The organism is Chryseomicrobium aureum, assembly GCF_043182735.1.
GTDB lineage: Bacteria > Bacillota > Bacilli > Bacillales_A > Planococcaceae > Chryseomicrobium > Chryseomicrobium aureum.
Genome location: NZ_CP171117.1, coordinates 2,021,007 through 2,044,109, shown reverse-complemented (window position 1 = coordinate 2,044,109; position 23,103 = coordinate 2,021,007). Strand labels below are relative to the sequence as shown.

Annotated in this window: 19 protein-coding genes and 2 pseudogenes; 13 read left to right on the top strand and 8 right to left on the bottom strand. The window is 42.5% G+C overall.

The features are described from left to right. The first annotated feature begins 13 nt into the window (after positions 1-13). The 3 genes from ACF3OH_RS10690 to ACF3OH_RS10680 all read left to right on the top strand — a co-directional run bounded on the left by ACF3OH_RS10690 (position 14) and on the right by ACF3OH_RS10680 (position 3,360). Positions 14-1,198 (top strand): lipopolysaccharide biosynthesis protein, encoded by a 1,185-nt coding sequence (locus tag ACF3OH_RS10690; protein WP_392454611.1) that lies wholly within the window; start codon positions 14-16, stop codon positions 1,196-1,198. 1,228 nt (positions 1,199-2,426) lie between these two features. Then, on the top strand, positions 2,427-3,002 hold the full coding sequence (locus ACF3OH_RS10685; protein WP_204589703.1) for a DUF6036 family nucleotidyltransferase: 576 nt from the start codon (positions 2,427-2,429) through the stop codon (positions 3,000-3,002). Positions 3,003-3,018: 16 nt separating this feature from the next. Beyond that, positions 3,019-3,360 (top strand): hypothetical protein, encoded by a 342-nt coding sequence (locus tag ACF3OH_RS10680; RefSeq protein WP_204589702.1) that lies wholly within the window; start codon positions 3,019-3,021, stop codon positions 3,358-3,360. A gap of 134 nt (positions 3,361-3,494) precedes the next feature. Here ACF3OH_RS10680 and ACF3OH_RS10675 read toward each other — a convergent pair whose 3' ends face one another. The 3 genes from ACF3OH_RS10675 to ACF3OH_RS10665 are packed head-to-tail and all read right to left on the bottom strand — an operon-like array spanning position 3,495 to position 5,882. Further along, on the bottom strand, positions 3,495-3,734 hold the full coding sequence (locus ACF3OH_RS10675; RefSeq protein ID WP_204592022.1) for a DUF5348 domain-containing protein: 240 nt from the start codon (positions 3,732-3,734) through the stop codon (positions 3,495-3,497). Beyond that, a complete protein-coding gene (locus ACF3OH_RS10670; protein ID WP_094943787.1) occupies positions 3,731-4,531 on the bottom strand; it encodes an ExeA family protein in 801 nt (266 codons plus the stop codon). Before ACF3OH_RS10670 ends, ACF3OH_RS10675 begins: the two co-directional genes overlap by 4 nt. After that, positions 4,524-5,882 (bottom strand): DDE-type integrase/transposase/recombinase, encoded by a 1,359-nt coding sequence (locus ACF3OH_RS10665; RefSeq protein WP_392454610.1) that lies wholly within the window; start codon positions 5,880-5,882, stop codon positions 4,524-4,526. Before ACF3OH_RS10665 ends, ACF3OH_RS10670 begins: the two co-directional genes overlap by 8 nt. A gap of 39 nt (positions 5,883-5,921) precedes the next feature. On the opposite strand from ACF3OH_RS10665, the gene ACF3OH_RS10660 reads away from it, so the two are divergent. Further along, positions 5,922-6,104 (top strand): hypothetical protein, encoded by a 183-nt coding sequence (locus tag ACF3OH_RS10660; RefSeq protein ID WP_392453993.1) that lies wholly within the window; start codon positions 5,922-5,924, stop codon positions 6,102-6,104. 67 nt (positions 6,105-6,171) lie between these two features. Here ACF3OH_RS10660 and ACF3OH_RS10655 read toward each other — a convergent pair. Continuing rightward, positions 6,172-6,432 (bottom strand): annotated as a pseudogene (locus ACF3OH_RS10655) (DUF6431 domain-containing protein); the annotation flags it as partial. Positions 6,433-6,731: 299 nt separating this feature from the next. Between ACF3OH_RS10655 and ACF3OH_RS10650 the strand changes: the two are divergent. Further along, positions 6,732-8,092 (top strand): annotated as a pseudogene (locus tag ACF3OH_RS10650) (IS1182 family transposase). Between the two features lie 156 nt (positions 8,093-8,248). Here the strand turns inward: ACF3OH_RS10650 and ACF3OH_RS10645 are convergent. Next, positions 8,249-9,142: a 3-hydroxyacyl-CoA dehydrogenase gene (locus ACF3OH_RS10645; RefSeq protein WP_392454608.1), complete on the bottom strand. Its 894-nt coding sequence runs from the start codon at positions 9,140-9,142 to the stop codon at positions 8,249-8,251. 102 nt (positions 9,143-9,244) lie between these two features. Next, complete coding sequence (locus ACF3OH_RS10640; protein WP_392454607.1) at positions 9,245-9,736, bottom strand: hypothetical protein; 492 nt, start codon at positions 9,734-9,736, stop codon at positions 9,245-9,247. A gap of 475 nt (positions 9,737-10,211) precedes the next feature. On the opposite strand from ACF3OH_RS10640, the gene ACF3OH_RS10635 reads away from it, so the two are divergent. From ACF3OH_RS10635 to ACF3OH_RS10615, 5 genes are all read left to right on the top strand, one after another. Next, positions 10,212-12,065, top strand: a complete 1,854-nt coding sequence (locus tag ACF3OH_RS10635) for a heavy metal translocating P-type ATPase (protein WP_392454605.1) — start codon at positions 10,212-10,214, stop codon at positions 12,063-12,065. A 192-nt stretch (positions 12,066-12,257) separates the two neighbouring features. Continuing rightward, the gene (locus ACF3OH_RS10630) at positions 12,258-12,491 is read left to right on the top strand and encodes a heavy-metal-associated domain-containing protein (RefSeq protein ID WP_029333960.1); all 234 of its coding nucleotides are present in this window, start codon (positions 12,258-12,260) and stop codon (positions 12,489-12,491) included. Between the two features lie 33 nt (positions 12,492-12,524). Continuing rightward, a complete protein-coding gene (locus tag ACF3OH_RS10625; protein ID WP_026907429.1) occupies positions 12,525-12,824 on the top strand; it encodes a hypothetical protein in 300 nt (99 codons plus the stop codon). 65 nt (positions 12,825-12,889) lie between these two features. Next, a complete protein-coding gene (locus ACF3OH_RS10620) occupies positions 12,890-13,123 on the top strand; it encodes a heavy-metal-associated domain-containing protein (RefSeq protein WP_026907428.1) in 234 nt (77 codons plus the stop codon). A gap of 64 nt (positions 13,124-13,187) precedes the next feature. Then, positions 13,188-13,895: a Crp/Fnr family transcriptional regulator gene (locus tag ACF3OH_RS10615; protein WP_392454602.1), complete on the top strand. Its 708-nt coding sequence runs from the start codon at positions 13,188-13,190 to the stop codon at positions 13,893-13,895. A gap of 711 nt (positions 13,896-14,606) precedes the next feature. Here ACF3OH_RS10615 and ACF3OH_RS10610 read toward each other — a convergent pair. Next, positions 14,607-15,320, bottom strand: a complete 714-nt coding sequence (locus tag ACF3OH_RS10610; RefSeq protein WP_392454600.1) for a transposase — start codon at positions 15,318-15,320, stop codon at positions 14,607-14,609. Positions 15,321-15,825: 505 nt separating this feature from the next. Between ACF3OH_RS10610 and ACF3OH_RS10605 the strand changes: the two genes are divergently transcribed. Then, on the top strand, positions 15,826-17,367 hold the full coding sequence (locus ACF3OH_RS10605; protein ID WP_392454599.1) for a YifB family Mg chelatase-like AAA ATPase: 1,542 nt from the start codon (positions 15,826-15,828) through the stop codon (positions 17,365-17,367). Positions 17,368-17,692: 325 nt separating this feature from the next. Here the strand turns inward: ACF3OH_RS10605 and ACF3OH_RS10600 are convergent, their stop codons facing one another. Next, a complete protein-coding gene (locus ACF3OH_RS10600; RefSeq protein ID WP_392454597.1) occupies positions 17,693-18,415 on the bottom strand; it encodes a DUF6904 family protein in 723 nt (240 codons plus the stop codon). A gap of 396 nt (positions 18,416-18,811) precedes the next feature. On the opposite strand from ACF3OH_RS10600, the gene ACF3OH_RS10595 reads away from it, so the two are divergent. Then, entirely contained in the window at positions 18,812-20,857 is a 2,046-nt protein-coding gene (locus tag ACF3OH_RS10595) for a phospholipase D family protein (protein ID WP_392454595.1), read from the top strand. A gap of 275 nt (positions 20,858-21,132) precedes the next feature. Then, positions 21,133-23,067, top strand: a complete 1,935-nt coding sequence (locus ACF3OH_RS10590; RefSeq protein ID WP_392454593.1) for a DEAD/DEAH box helicase family protein — start codon at positions 21,133-21,135, stop codon at positions 23,065-23,067. Positions 23,068-23,103: the final 36 nt, after the last annotated feature.

Below are 23,103 nucleotides of genomic sequence, written 5' to 3'. Positions count from 1 at the left end.
GGAAGTGAATAGATTGAAAAAGAAATTTATTTATGATATATTGGTTAATTTACTTTCATCCTCACTTCCACTTATTACTCTTCAACTAGTTGCAATGCCGTTAATTGCAAGACAAGAAACCCCACAAGATTATGGAATAATAATTGTTTTAATAAGTATTCTTACTTTAATTAGTTTTCCATTAGGTAACGTATTAAATAACATTAGACTAATAAAAAATGATTATTATAGTAAATATGATAAAGTTGAAGATTTTCAGTTTTTGGGAATAAGTTCTTCTTTCTTTGCGATTTTAGTCTTTGTTAATGTTTGGGTATTTGGGGGTTTTGAAATCGCCCCTGTGAATATAATACTTCAAACGTTAATACTTATTAGCCTTTTACTTAAGGATTATTGGATTGTAGAATTTAGAATTAAATTAAATTTTCTAGGTCTCTTGATAAACAATATTTTATTGAGCTTCGGATATCTATTAGGTATTGGATTGTATTATATTAGTGGGTATTGGGAAATAATATATCTTAGTGGTATATTATTGGCATGTTTACATATTTTTAATTCCACAAAAATTTGGAAAGAACCATTATCAAAATCGATATCTTTTAAATCAACTTTTCAAGATTTTATTAAACTGTATATTGCAGGGTTGTTAAAAAATCTAATAAATTATGCGGATAAAATTTTATTATTACCGCTATTAGGTCCAATAAGTGTTGCGATATACTTCACTGCAACAATAGTGGGAAAAATACTTTCAATGGTGTTTAGTCCAATTAGTAGTGTAATTTTAAGTTATTTAACAAGATCTAAAGGTATATCAAATGCTCTGTTTTTCAAAGGTTTCCTGATAGCTTTAGTTACAATGTTGTTAGGATATATTAGCACAGTATTTTTAAGTCCATTCATTTTAAATATCTTATACCCAGAATGGGCAGAAGAATCTTTAAAGATTATATATATAACTACTGCAGCAATTTACATATCTATACTCTCTTCTTTATTTCAACCCTTTAATTTAAGATATAATAAAATGAATTGGCAAGTTTATATGAGTATCAGCACATTGTTTATTTTTATTATCTCAGCATTATTATTGACACCTTATTATGGTCTCTATGGTTACTCAAATGCTTTATTAATCAGTAATAGCTTTTACTTTGTATTTCAATTTGTAGTTTTTTTAAGAAGAGAAAAATAAGAAAATTGAAAAATCGATACCTTTGCATAAAACAATTCAACTCAATTTGTATAAATGGTAAAATCGGTACCTGTGCACGAAACAATTCAACACAATTTGCATAAACGAAGGAGGGACCTTGCTATTGCTGGGTTCCTCCTTCATATTTATAGAATTGTAGTGAATAGACAGAGTAGTGTGGTGCAGGTTTGGTCAACATGTACCTCAGAGGGGAATTCTGGAAGTTTGTTAACAGATAACTCAGAACAGAATTCTGAAATAGTTCTTTACTGTAATCGTCAGTCCATACCAGGTTTCTCTGATTCTGACGCGATCCTCTCCGTCCGCCAGACAAATCATTCCTGACCGAAAAGCGTATCTGTCCGCTCGTCGTCCTCCTCGTGCGCATCCTCTTCCGCCAAGAAGCGGTTGCCGAGAACGAACGTACAGTAGCCGGCATGGTTCGGTGGATACGGATAGGGCATGAGTCGAGGGAGGAGGTCGATATCCAAGAATCGGGGCATGTCTGTCCGAGTACCCGCATAATAGGGGAATGAACTATAGGGGTAGTCGTGGAGGTCCGTGACCATCGGGATGGCTGTCTCTATCGGGTTGCGGTGAATGTAGACGCTCGTGTGCAATAGGTCGAGGACGGTCTGGGCACCCTTCGACCAATAGCGCCGTTGATAGATCCGGCCGACATGACCTCGGCTATGTCGATACACATCGCTATACCGCCGATTCACAAGACGCATGATTTTGCTGATGTCACCTGCCTCCGCCCGCAGAAGTTGTGTGGGTACCAGGTACCTTTTGGGGGCTGCTTCCAATTGTAGTGGAGTGGTGATTGTCAGTAAGAGAAGTGAGTTAGTAAAGAAGAGCTAGCAAGCAAGATCCGGGAGAAGATGGATGAAGATGTCCACCAAGTGCCGGATTTCTTGTCATGTGTCAGGAAAGAAATGAAGAAGATAAACAGAAGCATATTGAAGATTTCCTGTTGGCATTGTAGTCAAATACGGCGGCCTGTCATAAACATAATTTGGACAGAGATATAAATAGAGTGACAGGCCGGATATGGTGTAAATCTCCATTTTTGAACTTTCTGTTCTTAAAAGCCCTTGCTTCTTTCTCAAAAAGGTTCCTATCGCCACCACCAACACGGACACTCAATAAAAATCCAAACGGTTGTATAGAGTATTCTAAGCATTTATACTGAATATACTAACAAGACGTCTAGTAGGAATGGAGCGTGAGTACACTGGCTGCCTTTGGAGATAAAATGACAGAGATAGAATCCATACTAGTCGCGCTAGACGAGCTCGATGTGTTATGTGAGATACGCAATATCCGAGCAGAAATCTTATTGCTTGGAGGAGCTGCATTGTTGCTTCATATGCAGCAAGCAGATAGAAAATTTCGCCCTACCCGTGACATCGATATCAATATCCTATCGTCTACCGATGCGAAGGGGTTCATGGACATCTTAAGTGAACTTGCGATTGATATCGTGGGCGGTATTATGGAGGTCCCGCCTGCAGAAGATTTTAAAGAAAGAGACAGGTTTCGTTTAGAAGGCACACGCTTCACCCATATAGATGTATATGTGCCATCGATCGAGTTGCTCGCATGTAGCAAAATCTTTTCGAGACGGGAAAAAGATTTGAAAGATTTAGAGGAAACAGATCTCCTAGAGCTATGTGATCTAGATAGTTTATTTGAACTTGTAGAAGAATATAAAGACTTTCTGCTCAATCCTAATGATCCTAATTCAAATCATCATCAACTAAAGGAGATTCTCAAAAGAAAAGGCATAAATATAAACTAGTCAAGGAGGTGGCGCAGTGGAACTTATTTCGAAACTACAAGAACAACTAGTCGAAGAAAAGGAAATGCTGAAAACGGGTGCAACATCTTATCGTTATCGCACGGCCACACTAGCCCTTGATTTTTTGCCCTACGTGACATCTGCAGACATGTTGAAATCGCGAGAACTTCTACAAATACAGCTAGAAAAAACTTGGCCGACGCTTGATGAAGATAGAATTGCAGACATAGCAAAGTTTTTACATGTCTCTTATGTACAATTAGCCAATCAACTGAACCGGTCATCCGAGATGAAACAGTTACTGGACCAAAGAAGAGCGAATAGAGAAAAGTTTACATTGAAGTTGGTCAAAGGTTAAATAGGTACCTCAGACTGTAGTGTTAATGACGCCAAATAATGACCGTAAGTTGATGGATGATTTTGTCCAAGTCCTGACGGATTTTTTGTCATTAGACAAATGGGAGGCTGCCAGTGGCACCTCCCATTGATGATTTATAGATTCACCTGATATGTCTCATTTTGTTTCAGATAAAAACGGACCTCATGTTGCCCAGTGATGATGTACCAATCTCTTCCGAGCTCTAGACGACACGAGAGCACCTTCCCGTACCCAAGGTACAACTCGAACCATTCTCCGCATCGCATCCTGTAACCTGTCTCGTCATCCCAGACGACCACCCAACAGTCGAGACTTTCTTCATAACGCATCTTCTTCCAACGGCTCTTCTTCATGCCAGTTCACCTTCGATCACCTTCTTGACCATACGGTCGTCGATGATGCGGGAGCCATTCTGTGCTGCGAACAGGAGACAATGTGTCGCCAACTTGTTGATCAATCGGGATGCGCCACTCGAGTAACTGAAGATCTCATCGATTGCCAGGTCACTGAAGATATCTCGCTCGACACCTGCATAGCGCAGATGTTTGTTCATGTATTGTTCGGTCTCCGACCGATCAAGGTGGTCGAGCTTGAACTGGATGTCGATACGCTGACGGATTGCCGCAAAGGACTGTAACTGTAGGCGGTCCCATAGTTCCGTCTGACCGACCATGATCAATGCCATCGGACTTTGCGCATCCATACGAAAGTTCAATAGAAAGCGCACCTCTTCTAACATCTCACGGTCGAGTAGATGTGCTTCGTCCACGACGACGACGGGCGTCAACTTATGGATGCCTTTCATCAGTTCGATCTCGCGGTGTAATTGCCGTTTCGAGTCACCTCGATAGAACTTCGCTTCAAGTCCTAACTGTTCTAACATCCCCTTGTAAAAATGACGGGGTGTCAGTTTACTGTCGGAAAGATAGAGGAGTTTGAAACGCGACGGGTCCAACTGATCTGTGAACCGGCGGATCGCTGTCGTCTTTCCGAGTCCACATTCTCCGGTCATCACCGCAAACAGTTGACGTTCTGCGGCGTAGTTTAGTCGTCCGATGATCTCTTCTAGCTGAGTAGATTCATAGAGTTCAGTTGTCGGGATGCTACGCGAGAAAGGGGTATGGCGCATCTCAAAGAAGGATTCAAACATGTTCTGATCCTCCTTTTCCGATATTTCGGAAGCTGACTGCTGGAACAGTAGGGGTCATGGCAGCTGCCCGTCGCTCTTTGTTCTTTCTCTGTGCACCTTTTAGAAGTCTTGAAGAACCGGCAGGTTCCTTCGTCATCTTTTCTGGAAGGGATGGACGCCTTCCGGTCCGCTCGGTTATCACCAATCGTTTTGCCTTCCAGCTGTCATATCCTGGGTAATCTACGATCAATTCATCGGTGTCCTGTGGATCATAGGTGATCTCGACCTTACAGCCCACGAAGTTTATTCCGACCTCATATTTCTCATCCTGGAAACTGATGCAACCGGCTTTATCGACCTTTCGGCTCTCTGAATGCAGAAAGGCATGCGCAAGGTCTTCAGCCGATATGTGACGGATCGGTGTACCTTCTTTGCGATAGGCCTCGAGCGGCGTCGTGTTCTCACCTAACGCCTGATGTGGCTTATGGATATAGCGCTCTTCCAACCAGACCTCCAGCCACTTGTTCAGTTCATCGGTGGTCTGTGGACTTTCGAGCTTCACCTCTTGTAGGAACTCCTCAAATGTTCGATTGAAACGTTCTACCTTCCCAGTCGATTCAGGCGAGTAGGGACGGGCATAGAGGAGACGTATCCCTAATTTGGAACAGGTCCTTGCCATCCATTTCGTGCGATATTGTTTGCCGTTGTCAAAGTACACACTCTCTGGCACACCATGCTTTCGGACAGATTCGCGAAACGCATCTTCAACACACCGTGCGTCAAGCATCTCATAGAACGAGACGTGCAATGGGAACCGTGTCGCATCATCGAGGAAGGCCACCATATAGACCTGTCTCTTCGTGCCGTTTGGTCCGATCGGCAGGTACGGTCCGTATTTGATGTCAGAATGCCACAAGGCATTTCGACTGCGCTTTTGAAAACGACGGACAGCACCAGATGTCTCATGATACAACTTCATCTGGCGCGCACTATAACCACGCTTGGCTAGCCGTTCCTGCAATGTAGAGCGCCTCAATGTACCTTTTTCTACGATCCCGTCCCACTCTAAGATCTGGATGATCGAGGCGATGCTCCTGCTCGGCACCTCACGTCGCAATAAGATGGCCTGCTCGAGCACCAGGTCCTGTGACTCTACTGGGATTGATCGATATTGCTTCTGTTTCAGCCCCTCGAACCCTTCAGTCTTGAATTGTGAGAGATAGCGCCGGATGGTGCGTTCAGAAAGTCCATGATGTGACGCGACCTGCTTGAGGAGCCTTCCTCGTCCCTGTTGATCTAGTTCTTCATTCAATAGTGGCGCGATCATCTGAAACCGATTTGTTGCCTTCTCATCTGCTTTTGTTCTTCCCATTCTCCACACTCCTTCTAGTCGATAATTGAAGTGTAGTCGATGGGAGGATGGACAAAAACGCAGAACGGGTATGTATCCAAAAATGACGGTTCGCAACCGGATGGACAATCTTTCCCAGCCAACCAGGTGCTGAACCGAACCATTGTCCGACTCGCTTATGTACAGGCAATAGCCGACTGGACAGGTCGGCTATCGAGGCCTCATTCTTCTGAAATTGAATAAGTATGGATTGTAGGATGAACAGCCAGTAGTCGATCAACTCATCGAACCACTTTCTCCAGCGATACAGAGTCGATTCATCTACCGCCACCGTCAGGTGGGAGCTCTGGAAGATCGTCTCTTCAAGTACGGATGCAGCGTAACGTTTATAGGGGATCATCAGGTCAGGGAGCTCATGATGGATCTTCTCACACTGTTTACAACGCAACCTTCTGACCACAAATGTTCTTGCACTACCTGTCTCATCTTTCAACTTACGCTCTCTCGAACCAATGACCTTGTACTCCAGATGCTCGCAACAGGGACAAGGGACCTTTTCTGCACATTTAATAAAAAACGCTTTTCTCGGCGCATTTGACTATGCTATAATCAGAGACAACAATCATATTGTTTGAGGGACGTCTTCCGTCGCGCCACTGGTAATGGCCGACATCATGGGAGGCGTCTTTTCCTTTCTTCAGGTTTGTTAAGGACATTATATCCGTCAATTCCTGGACAAACAATACCGTCAACAAATTGACGTTTTTAATCAGCATTAACACTGTAGACAAACTCATGAAATATTGAGTTTGTCTGCGGTCTTTTTTCTTTTTATAATAGATTTAACAACTGTTTAGGGGGAACACGACCATGATGACGAAGAATATTGGTAACCAGAGAGACCAACTTGAAATGTTGACGATTGACCAACTGGTCCCTGAGGACCACTTAGTTCGTAAACTTGATGCGGCAATCGATTTCTCGTTCATCTATCCATTGGTCGAGGACCTCTACTCTTCAACAGGTCGCCCAAGTATCGATCCAGTCGTGCTCATCAAGATGACGTTCCTTCAATATACATTCGGTATCCGCTCGATGCGCCAGACGATCAAAGAGATCGAGACCAATATGGCCTATCGTTGGTTCCTAGGTTTTGGGTTCCATTCAGAGGTGCCGCATTTCTCGACGTTTGGGAAAAACTATGTACGACGCTTTGCTGATACCGATCTATTTGAACAGATCTTCTATCGTATATTGAAGGAGATCATGGATCAAGGGCTACTCAGCAGTGAACATGTCTTCGTCGACTCGACGCATGTGAAGGCATCTGCGAATAAGCGCAAGTTCACGAAGAAGACTGTCCGTAAAGAGGCGCGTGCCTATGAAGAGAAGCTCCAACTGGAGCTAAACCTGGACAGGCAGGAACACGGTAAGCGACCATTTTCTCCAGATTCTTTTGAGAAAGAAGAGTTCAAGGAGATCAAAGAGTCGACGACGGATCCAGAGAGCGGTTATTACGTGAAAGACGAGAGGACCAAACAGTTCGCCTACTCTTTCCATGCAGCCACGGATGAAAAAGGTTTTGTGCTCGCGAATCTCGTCACGCCAGGCAACGTCCATGACAGTATCCCTTTCCAGTCCATCATCGACACTGTGATTGAAAATGTAAAAAGACCATTAGTAGTGGCAGCGGATGCCGCTTATAAGACACCTGCGATTGCGAACTATCTTGTAGAGAACCAGATGTTGCCGGCCTTTCCCTATAAAAGACCGATGACACGCCCCGGCTATTTCAAAAAACAAGAATATGTATACGATGAGCACTTTGATTGCTACCTTTGTCCTGAAGGACAGGTGCTGAAATATCGTACGACCACCCGTGATGGATATCGTCAGTATTCGTCGGATCCTAAAGAATGTGCTGTTTGTCCGGTCTTGCAGAACTGTACGCAGGCAGCCAAGCCTCAGAAGCTGATCCAGCGGCATATTTGGGAGAACTACCTCGAGCTGTCAGAGGACCTGCGTCACCATCACGAGATCAAAGAAGTATATAACCGCCGTAAAGAGACCATCGAACGTGTCTTTGCGGATGCTAAAGAAAAGCATGGTATGCGTTGGACGACCCTTCGAGGGATAAAAAAATTGTCCATGCAGGCGATGTGCTTACTTTTGCTGCCATGAACCTGAAGAAGTTGGCTACATGGACCTGGAAAGGTCTACAGATGGCCTAACAATATAGGAAATACGAGCACTACAACCAGTTTGCTCACGATATTTCAGTGGAAAAATAGCAAAAAAAAGAAAAAGGATTCGAAATCGGGTAGATTTCGAATCCTTTTGTCTACAATCTGAAGAATCTGTGCATTAAGGCACAGGTTCTGTAGATATTATTTTAAGAAATCTTCTTTTTCGTAATTTGGATGAGGGTACGTGTAAAACCCTTCGCCTGTGGCAATTCCTAGTTTCCCTGTGTCGATGTACTCAGTTTTCAAATACTCTGATGCTTTTCTATGGGCTTCGCTATTAAAGGCTTTCGCCTTTCCAGAAGAAATGTTATACGCTGTGGTCAGTCCCACAATATCTAATATAGCAAACGGCCCTTTCGGCGCTCCCGTCCCAATCATCCACGTCTTATCGACGGTCTCTGGATCCGATACACCATTGACGACCAGTTGTTGTGCGGCCTCTAAGAAAGGAACAAGTAAAGAGTTTAAAATATATCCCGGTTGTTCTTTATGGATCGGTAGCGCGACCATCCCAATATTCGTTGCGAATTCTAACACTTCATTAAAGTAAGTTTCGTCTGTGCCTGGGTGCTTCATGACTTCACCCGTATTGTTCTTCCAGATTTCATTTGCAAAATGGAGCGCTAAAAACTTTTCTGGGCGGCCTGTTGCTTCGGCAAATTGACTTGGTAAAAGCGTCGATGAATTCGTCACAAATACTGTCTTCTCAGGAGCGACCTCTCCTAATTTTTGATAAAACTCGGTTTTGATTGCTACGACTTCTGGAACTGCCTCAATAACTAAATCAGCGTTCGAAACCGCTTCGGCAAGATTTGAAGAATAGGTGATTCGATCAAGTGCCTCTGTCATACTTTCTTGAGACGTGCCTAAATCTTCTGCGTAGCGAGGCTGCCATCCTTCTACTCGCTCTTTTCCTTTAGCAATCGCCTCGTCTGAAATGTCGTACACGGTCACTTGAAAACCATGTAACGCAGTTTGAAAAGCGATTTGACTACCGAGAACACCACTACCTGCTACTGTTACTTCTTTATACATCGAAACACTCCTTTGGGGTAAGATGACTTACATTATATAAGTATAATTTTACCGTCATCTGAATAGTTCGTCTACTTATCTGCTTCCCTTATTGAAGTGAGCTCAACCATTCTTTGGTGCCTTGCCAATAAATCGATCGAGCCTCAAGGTTTTTAACGCTTCAGGGTGTTGCGGATTTTCCTGCAGCAACTTGTAAATTGAAAGGTAATATTCGAATTGCTCATCTCTTTCTGAAGCCGCTTGTTTAGCAAAAGAGTCTTCTAACATGGTAATAGCGGTATCCAAATCACCTCTACCTGCGATAATTCTTGCTCTCTCTTGTTGGATTTCTTCAGGTGTAAACATAAAATCATATGTGATCCATTCGTTGATAATCTCATCCGATTCGTCCCACTTTAATTCGCCAAGAGAAATCATTCGTAAACTACGAAGAAAATCTTCATACATCGGAAAGTACATCTCTTTTTTGTACTCTTCCCATAAATCTTGTACTTCTGCAGTGGATATTTCATTTAACTGCTTAAAGTATTCAGGATCTTTTGAAAGGGTTGTTTGATAGAAAAAAGGTATCTGTCCCAAAAACAATTCGGACAATGAAGATTATTCACTGGGAACCCGCATTCCTATGTTAAAAACTGGATAAACATAAATTGTGTTGAAGTTGTGTGGGGTCCAGGTACCTTTTGGGAGCTGCTTCCATCTCTAGTTTTTTAAATTAGGTACCTGTCCCAAAAACAATTCGGACAATCAAGATTATTCACCGGATATACAAAATGAACCCGCATTCCTGTGTTAAAAACTGGATAAATATAAATTGTGTTGAAGTTGTGTGGGGTCCAGGTACATTTTGGTAGTCGTTTCCATCTCTAGTTTCTGCGGATACCAGATTCCTTTTCAAAAATATATAAGAGTTATTCCGTAAAACAGTTGGTTTTGTTTTGCTGTTCTATTATAATTTTTCACTTTTACAATAGAACTTGATTCGAATCAATTTTTATTTCATAGAAACATCCTATACTAGAGTCATCAACAAGGAATACAAATGAAAATGAAATTGGAGGGAATCAACATGCAAAGATATATATTAAGTAAAAAGAATTCCATTACACTGATCAGTGCAATTTTGATTGCACTTGCATTCTTCGGACGATTTTCCTTAGACAACATGGCCATTTTCAATTGGTCGCTCATCATTGCATCCATTCTTGGTGTGGCGCCGATTGCAATCCAAGCCTATCAGGCATTAAAAGTAAAAGTTGTCAGTATTGATGTTTTAGTTACCATTGCAGTTATTGGGGCAGTATTGATTCAAAATTATGAGGAATCAGCCATCGTTACTTTCTTATTCTTATTTGGTTCTTACTTGGAGCAGCGTACCTTGAACAAAACACGTTCTGCCATTAAAGAATTAACAGAGCTGGCACCAGAAAGTGCTTTAAAGCAAATGGAAAACGGAGAATTTGAAGAAGTAGATGTCGATGATGTAGACGAAGGTGATATTTTATTAGTTAAAACGGGTGCAAAAGTTCCGGTAGATGGAACAGTGTTAACTGGTGAAGGTCACATTAATGAAGCAAGTATTACTGGAGAATCTCTACCTGTAAGTAAAAAGGTTGATTCTGAAGTATTTGCAGGATCTATCTTAGAAAATGGAACGATCCAAATTCGAGCTGATCGTGTTGGAGAAGATACAACATTTGGTAGAATTATCGAATTAGTGGAAGAGGCGCAGGATTCCAAATCAGAAGCAGAACGTTTCATTGACCGATTCTCAAAATACTATACACCAGCTGTGTTAGTCCTTGGTTTTATTGTTTGGTTTTTCTCAAAAGATATTGAACTAGCTATCACGATTCTTGTTTTAGGATGTCCAGGTGCATTAGTTATCGGGGTTCCTGTATCCAACGTTGCCGGTATCGGAAACGGTGCACGTAATGGTGTCCTCTTAAAAGGTAGTGAAGTTATCAATGACTTTAGCAGAGTAGATACTATCGTTTTTGATAAAACAGGAACATTGACAGTAGGAAACCCTGAAGTTGCCGAAAAAGAATTTTACGGAAAAAATACTGAAGAGGTTCTAGGATATTTAGCAAGTGTGGAGCGTGAATCGGACCACCCACTAGCGAAAGCTGTCCTACAGGATATTGGCGAGACAACTTTCTCTACTGTTGAAGAAACCGAAGTCGTTAAAGGTGGCGGAATTGTAGCAAAAATAGGTGTTCATCGTATAGCCGTTGGTAACGTAGCTTTAATGGAAAAGGAAAATGTGAAATTAAGCGAAAAAGCTAAAAAAGACGTCGAACGCTTTGAGAAAAATGGGAATTCTCTTGTGTTAACTGCGGTCGACGGAGAATTAAACGTTCTGATGGGTATTCGGGATCAAATCCGTCCAGGTGTTAAAAAAAATCTTCAAAAACTGAAAAAACTAGGGGTCAAAAACCTTGTCGTTCTTTCTGGGGACAACCAAGGAACCGTAGATTTAGTTGCTCGAGAACTTGGGTTAACAGAAGCACATGGTCATATGCTACCGGAAGGAAAATCTGCTTATATCGAAAAAATGCAAGCAGAAGGCGGGATCATTGCCTTTGTCGGTGACGGAGTGAATGATAGTCCTTCACTAGCCTTAGCAGATATCGGAATTGCCATGGGAAGTGGAACAGATGTTGCAATTGAAACATCAGATGTTGTTTTAAAGAATTCTGACTTTAGTCGTTTACCACACGCATTAGGCTTAACAAAATCAACTTCAAGAAACATGAAACAGAACATTACCATAGCAGTTGGTGTGGTAGTAGTCTTACTTGCCAGCCTACTATTTAGTGAATGGATGAATATGTCAATCGGGATGTTGGTTCACGAAGCAAGTATCTTAGTAGTCATCTTGAATGGTATGAGATTGCTTCGATACCGTTTGAGAGAATAATTTTAATAGAAAGCAGTCTTGATGAATGATAAAGGGGAAATATTCAGGTAGAAAGAACAAAATACTCCCCTACTTTTTCTTAAAACTTGATTTGCATCAAATTCATTTCGTTGAACCTGAACTATACTTAAATTGTAAAGAAGAAGAGGGAAAACAAAAAAATCAAAGATAAGATGAAAGGAGAAATAATTCATACAAAAAGCAGTTATTCAATTAGAAACATTATCTTGTCCATCTTGTATGCAAAAGATTGAAAATGCGGTGAAAGGATTAAACGGGGTTAATCATGATAGCTTAAAAGTATTATTTAATGCCAGTAAAGTAAAAGTAGATTTTGATTCAGAAACGATCACCATTAACGATATCGAAAAAGCCATTGAAGACTTAGGATATCCAGTCGTCAAATCAAAAGTAAAATCGGCCTAAGACCAAAAAACCACAAGAAAGAGGGAACGAATAATGTCTGAACAAACATTTAACGAAGTAATAACAAACCATTTTGAAAAGCTGGATTTATACACCACTGCAATTACACGGGCCCATGGTAAGAATCACCCAGAAGCCTTTGAAGTACGTGAATTGTTTGAAACAATTAGTGGAAAAGTAAAAGACGCAGGTACGAACAAACCTGACTTAGATGCTGAATTTGCTCAATTACGAAAAATCACAGACAACTACACCATTCCTGGAGATGTATGTGAAACGTATGCAGGCACATTCGAGATGTTATCAGAAGTAGATAAAGCATATCAGGCTTAAAGTAACTCAAAAACAAAAGAATAGATTGGTTTACGGTCTTTAAAAAATGAAGGGGGAAATGATTTATGCAAAAAGCAACGATTCAATTAGAAACCTTATCTTGCCCATCTTGTCTCCAAAAGATTGAAAATGCGGTGAAAGGAATAAACGGTGTGAATCAAGATAGCTTGAAAGTAATGTTCAATGCAAGTAAAGTAAAAGTAGATTTTGATTCAGAAGCAGTCGCTATTAACGATATCGAAAAGGCAATTGAAGACTTAGGATATCCTGTTGTCAAATCAAAGGTAAAACCTGCTTAATCGAGTGAATAGAAAGGAAGCCTAGGATGCCCTCTTAGGCTTTTTATAAAAGGGAGAGGTTATTTTGGAACAAAACCAATGTTGTCATCACCAACATGGACATGCAGAATGTATTCGTATTGTTCCCATTTTCAACCATTTGGAAGACTCACAAATGGATTTGATTGCGGAATCTGCCAAGACACTTCATCTTAAAAAAGGGGAAATGTTATTCCGTGCAGATGAGGAAGATGATTCCTTATATATTATCAATTCAGGTAAGGCTCGGATTTACCGCTTATCGGATTCTGGAAAAGAACAACTTGTTCGCATTTTAAATCCTGGTGATTTTACAGGTGAAGTCGCCATTTTCCAACCTGGAAGTATTCATGAGAATTATGCAGAAGCACTACAAAATACATCTATTTGTTTAATTAAACGAGGTGATTTACAGAAGTATTTGGTGGAATATCCGCAGATCTCATTAAAAATACTGTCAGAAGTAACGATGCGTTTAAAGGATTCTGAAAAACAAACCACACAAGTAGCGATTGAAAATGTAGAAACCCGCATTATATCCTTTTTAGCTGAGAATATTGAAAAGGGAAGTGGCAATAGTCCAACGATTATCTTACCAATGTCCAAAAAGGATTTAGCCTCGTATCTTGGTACCACACCAGAAACAATCAGCCGTAAATTTACGACTCTAGAAGAACTTGGATTGATTAAACAGTTACCGAAAAAGAAAATTAAAATAATCGATTTAGATCAATTGTTACTTCATACTGAATAAATATAAGCAGAGTAGCGTGCCATCATAAACGTGTTAAGTTTAAAAATTAAATAGGTACCTGTCCCAAAAACAATTCGGACAATTAAAATAGGTACCTGTCCCAAAAACAATTCGGACAATGAAGATTATTCATTGAATATACAGAATTAACCCGCATTCCTGTGTTGAAAACTGGATAAACATAAATTGTGTTGAAGTTGTGTGGGGTCCAGGTACCTTTTGGGAGTCGTTTCCATCTCTAGTTTCTGCGGATACCAGATTCCTTTTCAAAACAGAGTCCATCCCTATTTTTAAAGCTTAAAATAGGTACCTGTCCCAAAAACAATTCGGACAATCAAGATTATTCATGAGATATGCAAAAAGAACCCGCATTCCTGTGTTAAAAACTGGATAAACATAAATTGTGTTGAAGTTGTGTGGGTACCAGGTACCTTTTAAAATAGGTACCTGTCCCAAAAACAATTCGGACAATCAAGATTATTCATGAGATATGCAAAAAGAACCCGCATTCCTATGTTAAAAACTGGATAAAAATAAATTGTGTTGAAGTTGTGTGGGGTCCAGGTACCTTTTGGGAAGTAAATAGTGTTGAAGTTGTGTGGGGTCCAGGTACCTTTTGGGAGTCGTTTCCATCTCTAGTTTCTGCGGATACCAGATTCCTTTTCAAAACAGAGTCCATCCCTATTTTTAAAGCTCAACCATTAAAAGTCATCATTCAGGACAGTCCACCACGGGCTGTCCTTTTTCATCTTCCGGCACCATCGTCCGCATGCCACGGATCCTCCTGTCGCGCAACACCAAAGCCTTGAAGGGAACAAGTGCCTGCGAATGCACCTCTTCCTTGTACCGCCCGTCCTCGATCGCAAAGAACGTCCGGTGCAAGACAAACGCCAAATACCCTTCTTTGTTCGGAGCAAAAGGATAGGGGAGCAAGTTCGGGAGGTAGGTCGTGTCAAGAAAACGCGGGGGAATGAGATCTGAGAAGGCATAATAGGGGAAGCTGCTGTAGGGATAGTCCTCAAGGGATTCGACCATCGGCACCTCAGTCTCAATCGGGTTTCGGTGGATATACGCACTGACTTCGAGCAGCCCTTGAACGGTCGGCACCTCATTCGCCCAATATCGCCCCTGATAGATGCGGCCAGTGAACCCGTACCGGTCATGATAGGAATCGCTATAGCGCTTATTAGTGATCCGCATGATGTTCGCAAGGTCATCTCCAGCAGAACGGATCAATACATGATAATGGTTCGACATAAAACAGAACGCGACGACCTGGAACGGATACCGGTCATAGGCAAGCTCGAACGCCCTCAGCAACTCATGCATATCCTCATCCGTCGGGTACACATTGTGCCGGTTGTTCCCCCGTAAAATGCAATGATAAAAACTATTTGGGTTGTAGTCTCTCTTCTTCCGTGGCATCCCACCACTCCTCTCGTCAGCATACTGCGACTGTAGCACACCTGAGAATTGCGCGCAGGACGTGAAAACTTAGATTTGAAGCAGGAAGACAGCAAAAACCGCTATGAAAATTTCATTTTGACGTCTAAAACACGCGCAAACTGAAATTGTGTGCGAGCGGTCACGAATAAAAATTTTTGTTTGCTGGAAGATAAGTGTAGCATTTGCACTCTACCAAAAACCGAACACGAAAACTCCGATTTATACCAAATCCCCAAAACTCACAATTCCTAAGAAGTTTTTGCTGTAAAAACTCGTACTATGACAACTATCTATTTGTATCCAGTCCATACAAAATTTAAAGACTATTGCCATGTCTAGTACGCGCTGTGAATTGTTTTCCATTCCAGGAAAACTTCATTTTCCCAAAACTGCGTTATAAGCAGCACTGCACTTCCCAGCAATAGGCAGCCATCACTCCATGTGCTACACTTTCCAAAACAGCCACCCTCAAGGAGGAACGCCCATGCGTGCCATCTACTCAGTCGGCCTCGAAGGATCCCAAGGCCACATCGTCACCATCGAAGCACGGATCCGCGAAGAAAAAGAGAACCTCGTCATCGTCGGCCTGCCAGACGCCATCTTGAAAGAATCCCGCGAACGCGTATCCAGCGCCCTGAATGCATTGAGTCTCAACCTGTCATCGACCAAGGTCACCATACAGCTGTTCCCGTCCGACCGCCAAAAACAAGGCACCGGATTCGACCTCGCCATGGCACTCGCTGTCATCGATCGGATGAAGAAACGCCCACTCCGTATCGGCAAAGAGACATGCGTGCTCGCATCCATCAACCTCTATGGCGACCTGATGCCCTTCCACGGACTACTCCCATGCATCAACCAAGCACGAAAGCTAGGCTTCACCCGCATACTCGTACCCGCTGGACCCAACTATGCGTTACTACCGAAAGATGACATCGAACTGGTCGAACTCGAGACGATCAGCCAGACCCTCCAGTACCTTGAGGGCCAACCGATCATGCGTCTGACCGAGACCGAACCGCTCCCGGAAATGACAGAGGACGAGACCCATTCCGTCGATTTTTCAGCGATCCGCGGCCACTCTGAAGCGAAAAAAGTACTCGAGATCGCAGCGGCCGGCGGTCATCACGTGCTGTTCACCGGTCCCCCTGGATGTGGCAAGACGATGCTCGCAGATGCGTTCCATACGATTCTGCCAGACCTCACCGATCAAGAAGTGCTCGATGTACACAACACCTATCTTCTCGCCAAACACCACAGACCGATCTCCAAGCGACCGCCCTACAGACACCCGCACCATTCCGCATCCGCCATGTCCTTGATCGGAGGCGGCACCTACCCAAAACCCGGCGAGATCTCACTCGCAGATAGAGGCGTACTGTTCCTTGATGAACTCGGTGAATTCTCCCGAAAGACACTCGATATGCTGCGGCAACCGATGGAGAGCGGGGAAGTCGAGATCTCCCGTGTCAAACAGGCCGTCCGCTATCCGGCAAGCTTCATCCTGATCTCTGCGACCAATCCGTGCCCGTGTGGCTACCATGGTTCCCGTCAGCGCTACTGCAGTTGCAGCGCCAACCAGGTCCGCAACTACCAACTGAAAGCATCCGGTCCACTGAACGACCGGCTCGATTTCATCATGGGCCTCAAGAGTACCGGCATCCAAGAAGAGGCGCCAGGCGAAGACTCGAAAACCATTCGTGACCGTACAACCGGAGCCCGCATCATCCAGCACGAACGCTACAACGGACGCTATCTGAACGGCAACGCCCCGTCCAAACTCGTCCTCGAGAACTGCCGCGCCACCGAGACCCAACTCGACACCATCAACCAGGCATGTTTTGACAACAAATGGTCCAACCGCACCCAGCTCAAACTCATCCGCATCGCCCGCACCATCTCTGACCTCGAAGGCCTCGCCCACCTGTCCGACCGAGCCATCGCATTCGCCATCCACTACCGCACACTCATGCCCGTCGCCACAGACTCCAATGTCGCGGAAGAGGGTGGGGAAGTGGAGGTGTGAAAAGATACCTTGAACACGTCCTAAGCCGCTCGTACAAAAACAAGTCCTGCATCTTACACTACCGGACAAACCGACAAGCCCGAACCAAAAATACTACCTAAACAAATCCCTCACCAAGCCGCGGTGAGGGATTTTTAGTTTTCTAGGTACCTGTCCCAAACACAATTCAGACATTCGTGACTATTCATCCGCTATGCATCACAAACCCGCATTCTGTCGTTCGAAAATGGATAATCATAAAGTGTGTTGAAATTGTGTGGGGTCCAGGTACCTTTTGGGAACTCCTTCCACCTCCAGCTTTTACGAATACCGGATACCTTTAGATTCACCACTCCCAATCTTCCGGATATTCGCGATTATAACGCAAGTCAGTAGGGTGACAGTTATGTCTTCTAGCCGACTCGAGAACCTGATGGTGCAAGTGATAATACTCGTCAGGGAAATCTGTTAGTCGTTTGACAAGGATGCTCAACTGATTGACGCGTTTCTCAGGTGTCATTTCTAAATGCCTGATATTCAAATCATCCACATACATGGTCGTGAATCGATTGTATCTTCCTGGTGCGTACGGCTTGAAATACCGTTTGGCGTTGTTGAACTTAGTTGCAGGAACTGTTTTTTCTAAACAGTTCGCAATAGCGCTTTGGAACGACCGAACTGTCATCACCGTCAAATCCCAAACATGGGGTTTCATCTTTCTTTCGTAGAGATCAATAAAATCGTCCAGAGTTAACATAATAAAGATCGCTTCCGGCCACAGCATTTCACATGTAAAGTACATATTCTTATCCGGACCAATCCTATTCAAAAATTTTCCGATGTCGCGACTATACCCATTCGGGAGCGCCACTGCCCCTCGATCGCCCATCATCGCATGGCGCAGGTCGTAACAAACCCCTAACACACGGAGCCTACTCGCCTCATAATCATCGTACTCAAATTCGGTTCCCACCACAGCATGCAGCGCTTCATAGAGTCGCTCTAGCTCGTCATAATCCCCAGCCAACCTTATCCCTACATGGTGTTCTGTACTTTCCATTCTAAGCATTCTGTAATCTCCCAACGTTTTTACTTAGTATAGCAAAGTTATTTGTAGGTGACAGGCACCATTTGGAAGTAGAATCCAAATGGTGCCTGTTACTTTTAAGTACCTGTCCCAAACACAATTCAGACATTCATGACTATTCACTGGGCATGCACTGGGAACCCGCATTTCTTCGTTCGAAAATGGATAATCATAAAGTGTGTTGAAATTGTGTGGGGTCCAGGTACCTTTTGGAAGTCGCTTCCATTTAATTTTCCTACATTTACAACTTACAACTTATAAATAAAGGATTTTATAACATGTACCTTGAATATATCTGCTAAAGAGATGGAATATTTATGGCTACAATTTTACGGTGAAAGAATTCGTATCCATGAAGCTAAAAACGGAGGTGCCCGAATGCAACCAGATGAACAAATCAATTTATTTGCTACTGATGAAGAACAAGCAGCACGGTATTTGCATGTCGTTCATAATGGTGTTGTAAAAGACTCAACACCAAAAGAATTATTTGATGCTACAAGGTTCTCTAGACTTCGTGTGGTTTCATTTGTCGCATCTCCCAAATTCGTTTTCACTATGACAAAAGAATTCGATGAAGTACACATGGTGTTCGGCATTGAAGATGGCCATGTGGCAGGGGCATTTACAGCTGGTCTGCAATCGATAGTAGCGATTGATGAACGCATTCAGCTCGTTCAAAGCCTTCCTGAAACCATACAAGAACGAATCAAAACAGAGAAGTACCAAATTCGCTATTCCAAAAGAAATGACCCTATACATTCGAAAATCTATTTGCTGGATGGCAAAGAAGATACGCGAGTGATGATTGGCTCCGCAAACTTCACGGAACAAGCGTTCACTGAACGAAAACAATATGAAGAACTGATAGTGATGGATAACAATCCACTTTTTGATATCTATCAGAGTCGGTTCAATGAGATCTATTCAGAAACCGTTGATTTCGTTCCAGAAGCGTTCAAGAGGACACTTCTTGGAGAGAAGATTAATATCGCAGATTCCGAACAGTTAACAGAAGTGTTGAAAGAAGAGATCTATTCTGGAAAGTTTGCTGCAGAGTTTACACAAGCACAAATGGAAGAGTTGAATGAGGCCGCTCAAAAAACTCACTCACAAAAAGAAACTGTCGAACAAGTGAAGCAAATCATTGAAATCGTGACAAGACTCGATAAAAAGACAGGAAATCGCATCTTATTGCCCAAAGCTCAACTAGAAAAGAAGACACAGTCAATCAAAAGTAAATTGTCGCGCCTGAATAAAAAGACAGAAGAAGTAGATACACGAGTGTTTGTTGAATATAACGAATCCAATCATATGCTTTATAAAAAATCGGATGAAGAGACTATGTTTCTGTTTTCAAATCGAGCAACCCCTGAAGAGATTAAAAATCAGCTCCTCCTGATTCACCAATTTATCGATGCGTATAACACCTTTACGATACAAAGCTCGAATAAGACACAAATGCGTATCTTTGAGGCCATCTTGTATACATTTATGTCTTCCCATATGTGGAAGGTGAGAGACCACTTTGTACAAGAGGAGGGGCGAGGGAGTGTGAGACGGAACATCCCACTCTTCTTAGTGCTCGCTGGTAGAACAAGTTCCGGTAAAACTTCCGCTCTGGAGTTTCTCAATCTCTTAATTGGAAACTCAAATTCTTACTTGTCCTATGAACAAATCAGTAAGAAAAATATGATTGTCGACTTGTTCTATACATCGAACGTCAGTCCAGTGGTAGTGGATGAGGTAGACTCAAAGTTTTTCACGAGTACAGCTGCAGATAAGGGAGAACGACTGATCAAAGATGTCACGAACAATCTTGAGGGCAAGCACCCTGTCTTTATCTGTACGACGAACACAACAAACTTTGAAGCGACGGCCCAAGTAGTTTCACGTATCTATTATCTTCAAATTGACAACACCTTTGATAAGCAAAAACAGGCTGCTTCCAGTAAATTGTTAGGTGACACAATGAGCAAGGTCAACTCCACCTTGTATCAAGATTTTACACTGCGTTTATCTGAGCGAATCCAATACGACGAAGAGTTCTATTCACCTGACGACTACTTAAAAGTCGCACGTGAAATCTTCCGGGACTATCATACAGAATGCAACCTTGAAATTCCAAAATGGTTTTCAGAACATCGTTTCGATGATTACAACGAGCGTGGTAAAAAAATCTGGAGAGAACTTTTTATCAGCAACCGAGATGCCTTTGATGTTCGAAACGACAATACCATCTATGTCCGCACGGAGGTATTAGGAAAGAAAACAAAGCGTGAGCGAGAAGAAATCAATAACTATTTACCAACAGAGAGCATTCTAGAAGACAACACAGTGCTGATTCTCGACAAAAAAATCTTTATGGACTTTATCGGAGAGAAACCGTTAAGTGGGTTTTGGCGGAGGTGGGTGGGGAGGTAAGAAAATATTAAAAGGTGACAGCCACCATTTTCGGCACCATTTTCCAACCGTTTCCAATTGAGGCCACACTCTCACCTTTTCGAGAAGGTCAAAAAGAAGACAGCCACGAGATTTTGAGCTCTATGTGCGGTACTTCCTCATATTATGCTGTACTTTTATAATTTACTGCTGCACTTTCAAGATTTCCTGCTCAATATGAACTCTTTTATGTACTGGCTTTTGCGAACTCATAAGGTATACTATTCACAACAAATCCTCAGACACGAGGTGACACAATGGACTATGAAAAAAAGTATCAAGCCCTTCTTAAAGAAAATAAACAATTGAAACTACAACTCGAACAGTACAGGCAGATCTTACAACAAAACAATTTGTTGTCTATCGATACTGTAACTAAAATCAACAGCCATGAGTCCACTACCACTCTGTCCAAACATGAGGTCATCACCCAACGTCTCGCTATCTATCAAAAACTATTTAGAGGACGTCAAGACGTATTCGCCCTGCGTTGGATTGGAGCTGGAAAAGCCGGCTATTCTCCGGCGAAGAGTTCAAAGGGACAGCTCTTACCCCTAACAAAAGATGTGCTTTATGACCATCTTTCAGGCAAACTGACAGTCGGCATTTATCCGATGCTTCCAGACAACAGTTGTTTCTTTCTGGCGTTTGATTTTGATAAGAAAGACTGGAAAGAGGATGTCATATCATTCATACAAGTAACGAGGAATTACCAATTACATACTTTAGTTGAAATCTCTCAATCAGGACAAGGTTGTCATATCTGGCTATTCTTTTCCGAACGAGTTCCAGCAACACTTGCTCGCAAGTTAGGGGGCAAGTTGCTTAAGGAAGCAGCTTTTCTAAGGCAGAAGACTTCCCTTTCATCGTTTGATAGAATGTTTCCAACTCAAGATGTGCTAACTGAAAATGGCCTTGGGAATCTCATTGCCCTTCCTTTACAAGGTGAAAAACGCAAAACGGGGAAAACTGTTTTTGTAGACAAGTACTTTCAAATCATTGAAAACCAGTGGCGGCAGCTAGAACAAATCACCTGCTATTCCCAACAACAAATCCAAAACATACTAAATCAACAACTTCCCACAAATCAACCGGAAATAATTCAAGAGAATACAGAACTAGTCCTCCGCGAAGGAGTACATATTCCGAAGCATTTCCTAACACCGACACTCACAGAGAAATTGACGACGCTATGCACTATCAGCAATCCTGAGTACTTTAAAGCGAAGTCCCAACGATTACCGACAGACCGAATTCCCTCAAGTATCAAAGCGTATATGGAAAGTCCAACTACATTCGTGTTTCCAAGAGGAAAGGCGGATGAAATTCTAAAAGAAATCGAGATGCAAGTGACCGTAAAAGACTTGAGAGAATACGGAAATCCCTTAGAAGTAGAATTTCTCGCAAACCTATTTCCGCAACAGCAAGAAGCACTTGACCACCTTAAAGAAGTGAACTGCGGCGTTTTATCAGCAACGACTGGATTTGGAAAGACGGTTGTAGCAGCAGCTCTTATCGCAGAACGCAAAGTGAGCACTCTGATTTTAGTGCATCGTAACCAGCTGATTGAACAATGGAAGACGGCACTCACAGCATTTCTTTCTATTGAGAGTAAAGAAATTGGCCAAATTGGCGGTGGGAAAAGTAAGCCGACGGGACAAATCGATATTGCCACCATTCAAAGCATTCGCACGAGAGGGCTTGAATATCCATATGGCCAGATTATTGTGGACGAGTGTCATCATATTTCCGCCTATTCATTCGAAGAAATCTTAAAGAGACAGCGAAGTGCATACGTTCACGGGTTGACCGCGACACCAACGCGAAAAGATAAATTGCACGCTTTAATGTACATGCAATGTGGGCAGATAGTATATAAAATCGATGCAAAACAACAAGCGACCATCCGTCAGTTCCATCATATTCTTCATCCGAAAATGACGAACTTTAAGGCTGTAGAAGGAAAGGATATTTTGGAACAGTTAGTACACGATGAAGGCCGCAACGACATGATTTTCAATGACATTCTGAAGGCGCTGGATCAAAAACGAAATCCTCTAGTTCTGACAGAACGAGTTGAACATCTTCAAATCCTAAAAGAAAAACTAAAGTCTTTTACGAAAAATGTCATTATTCTAACAGGTGCACTGAGTAAAAAAGAACTTAAGCAGCAATTTGAAAAGCTTGATTAACTACCGGATCACGAAGAACGTATCATTCTCGCTACG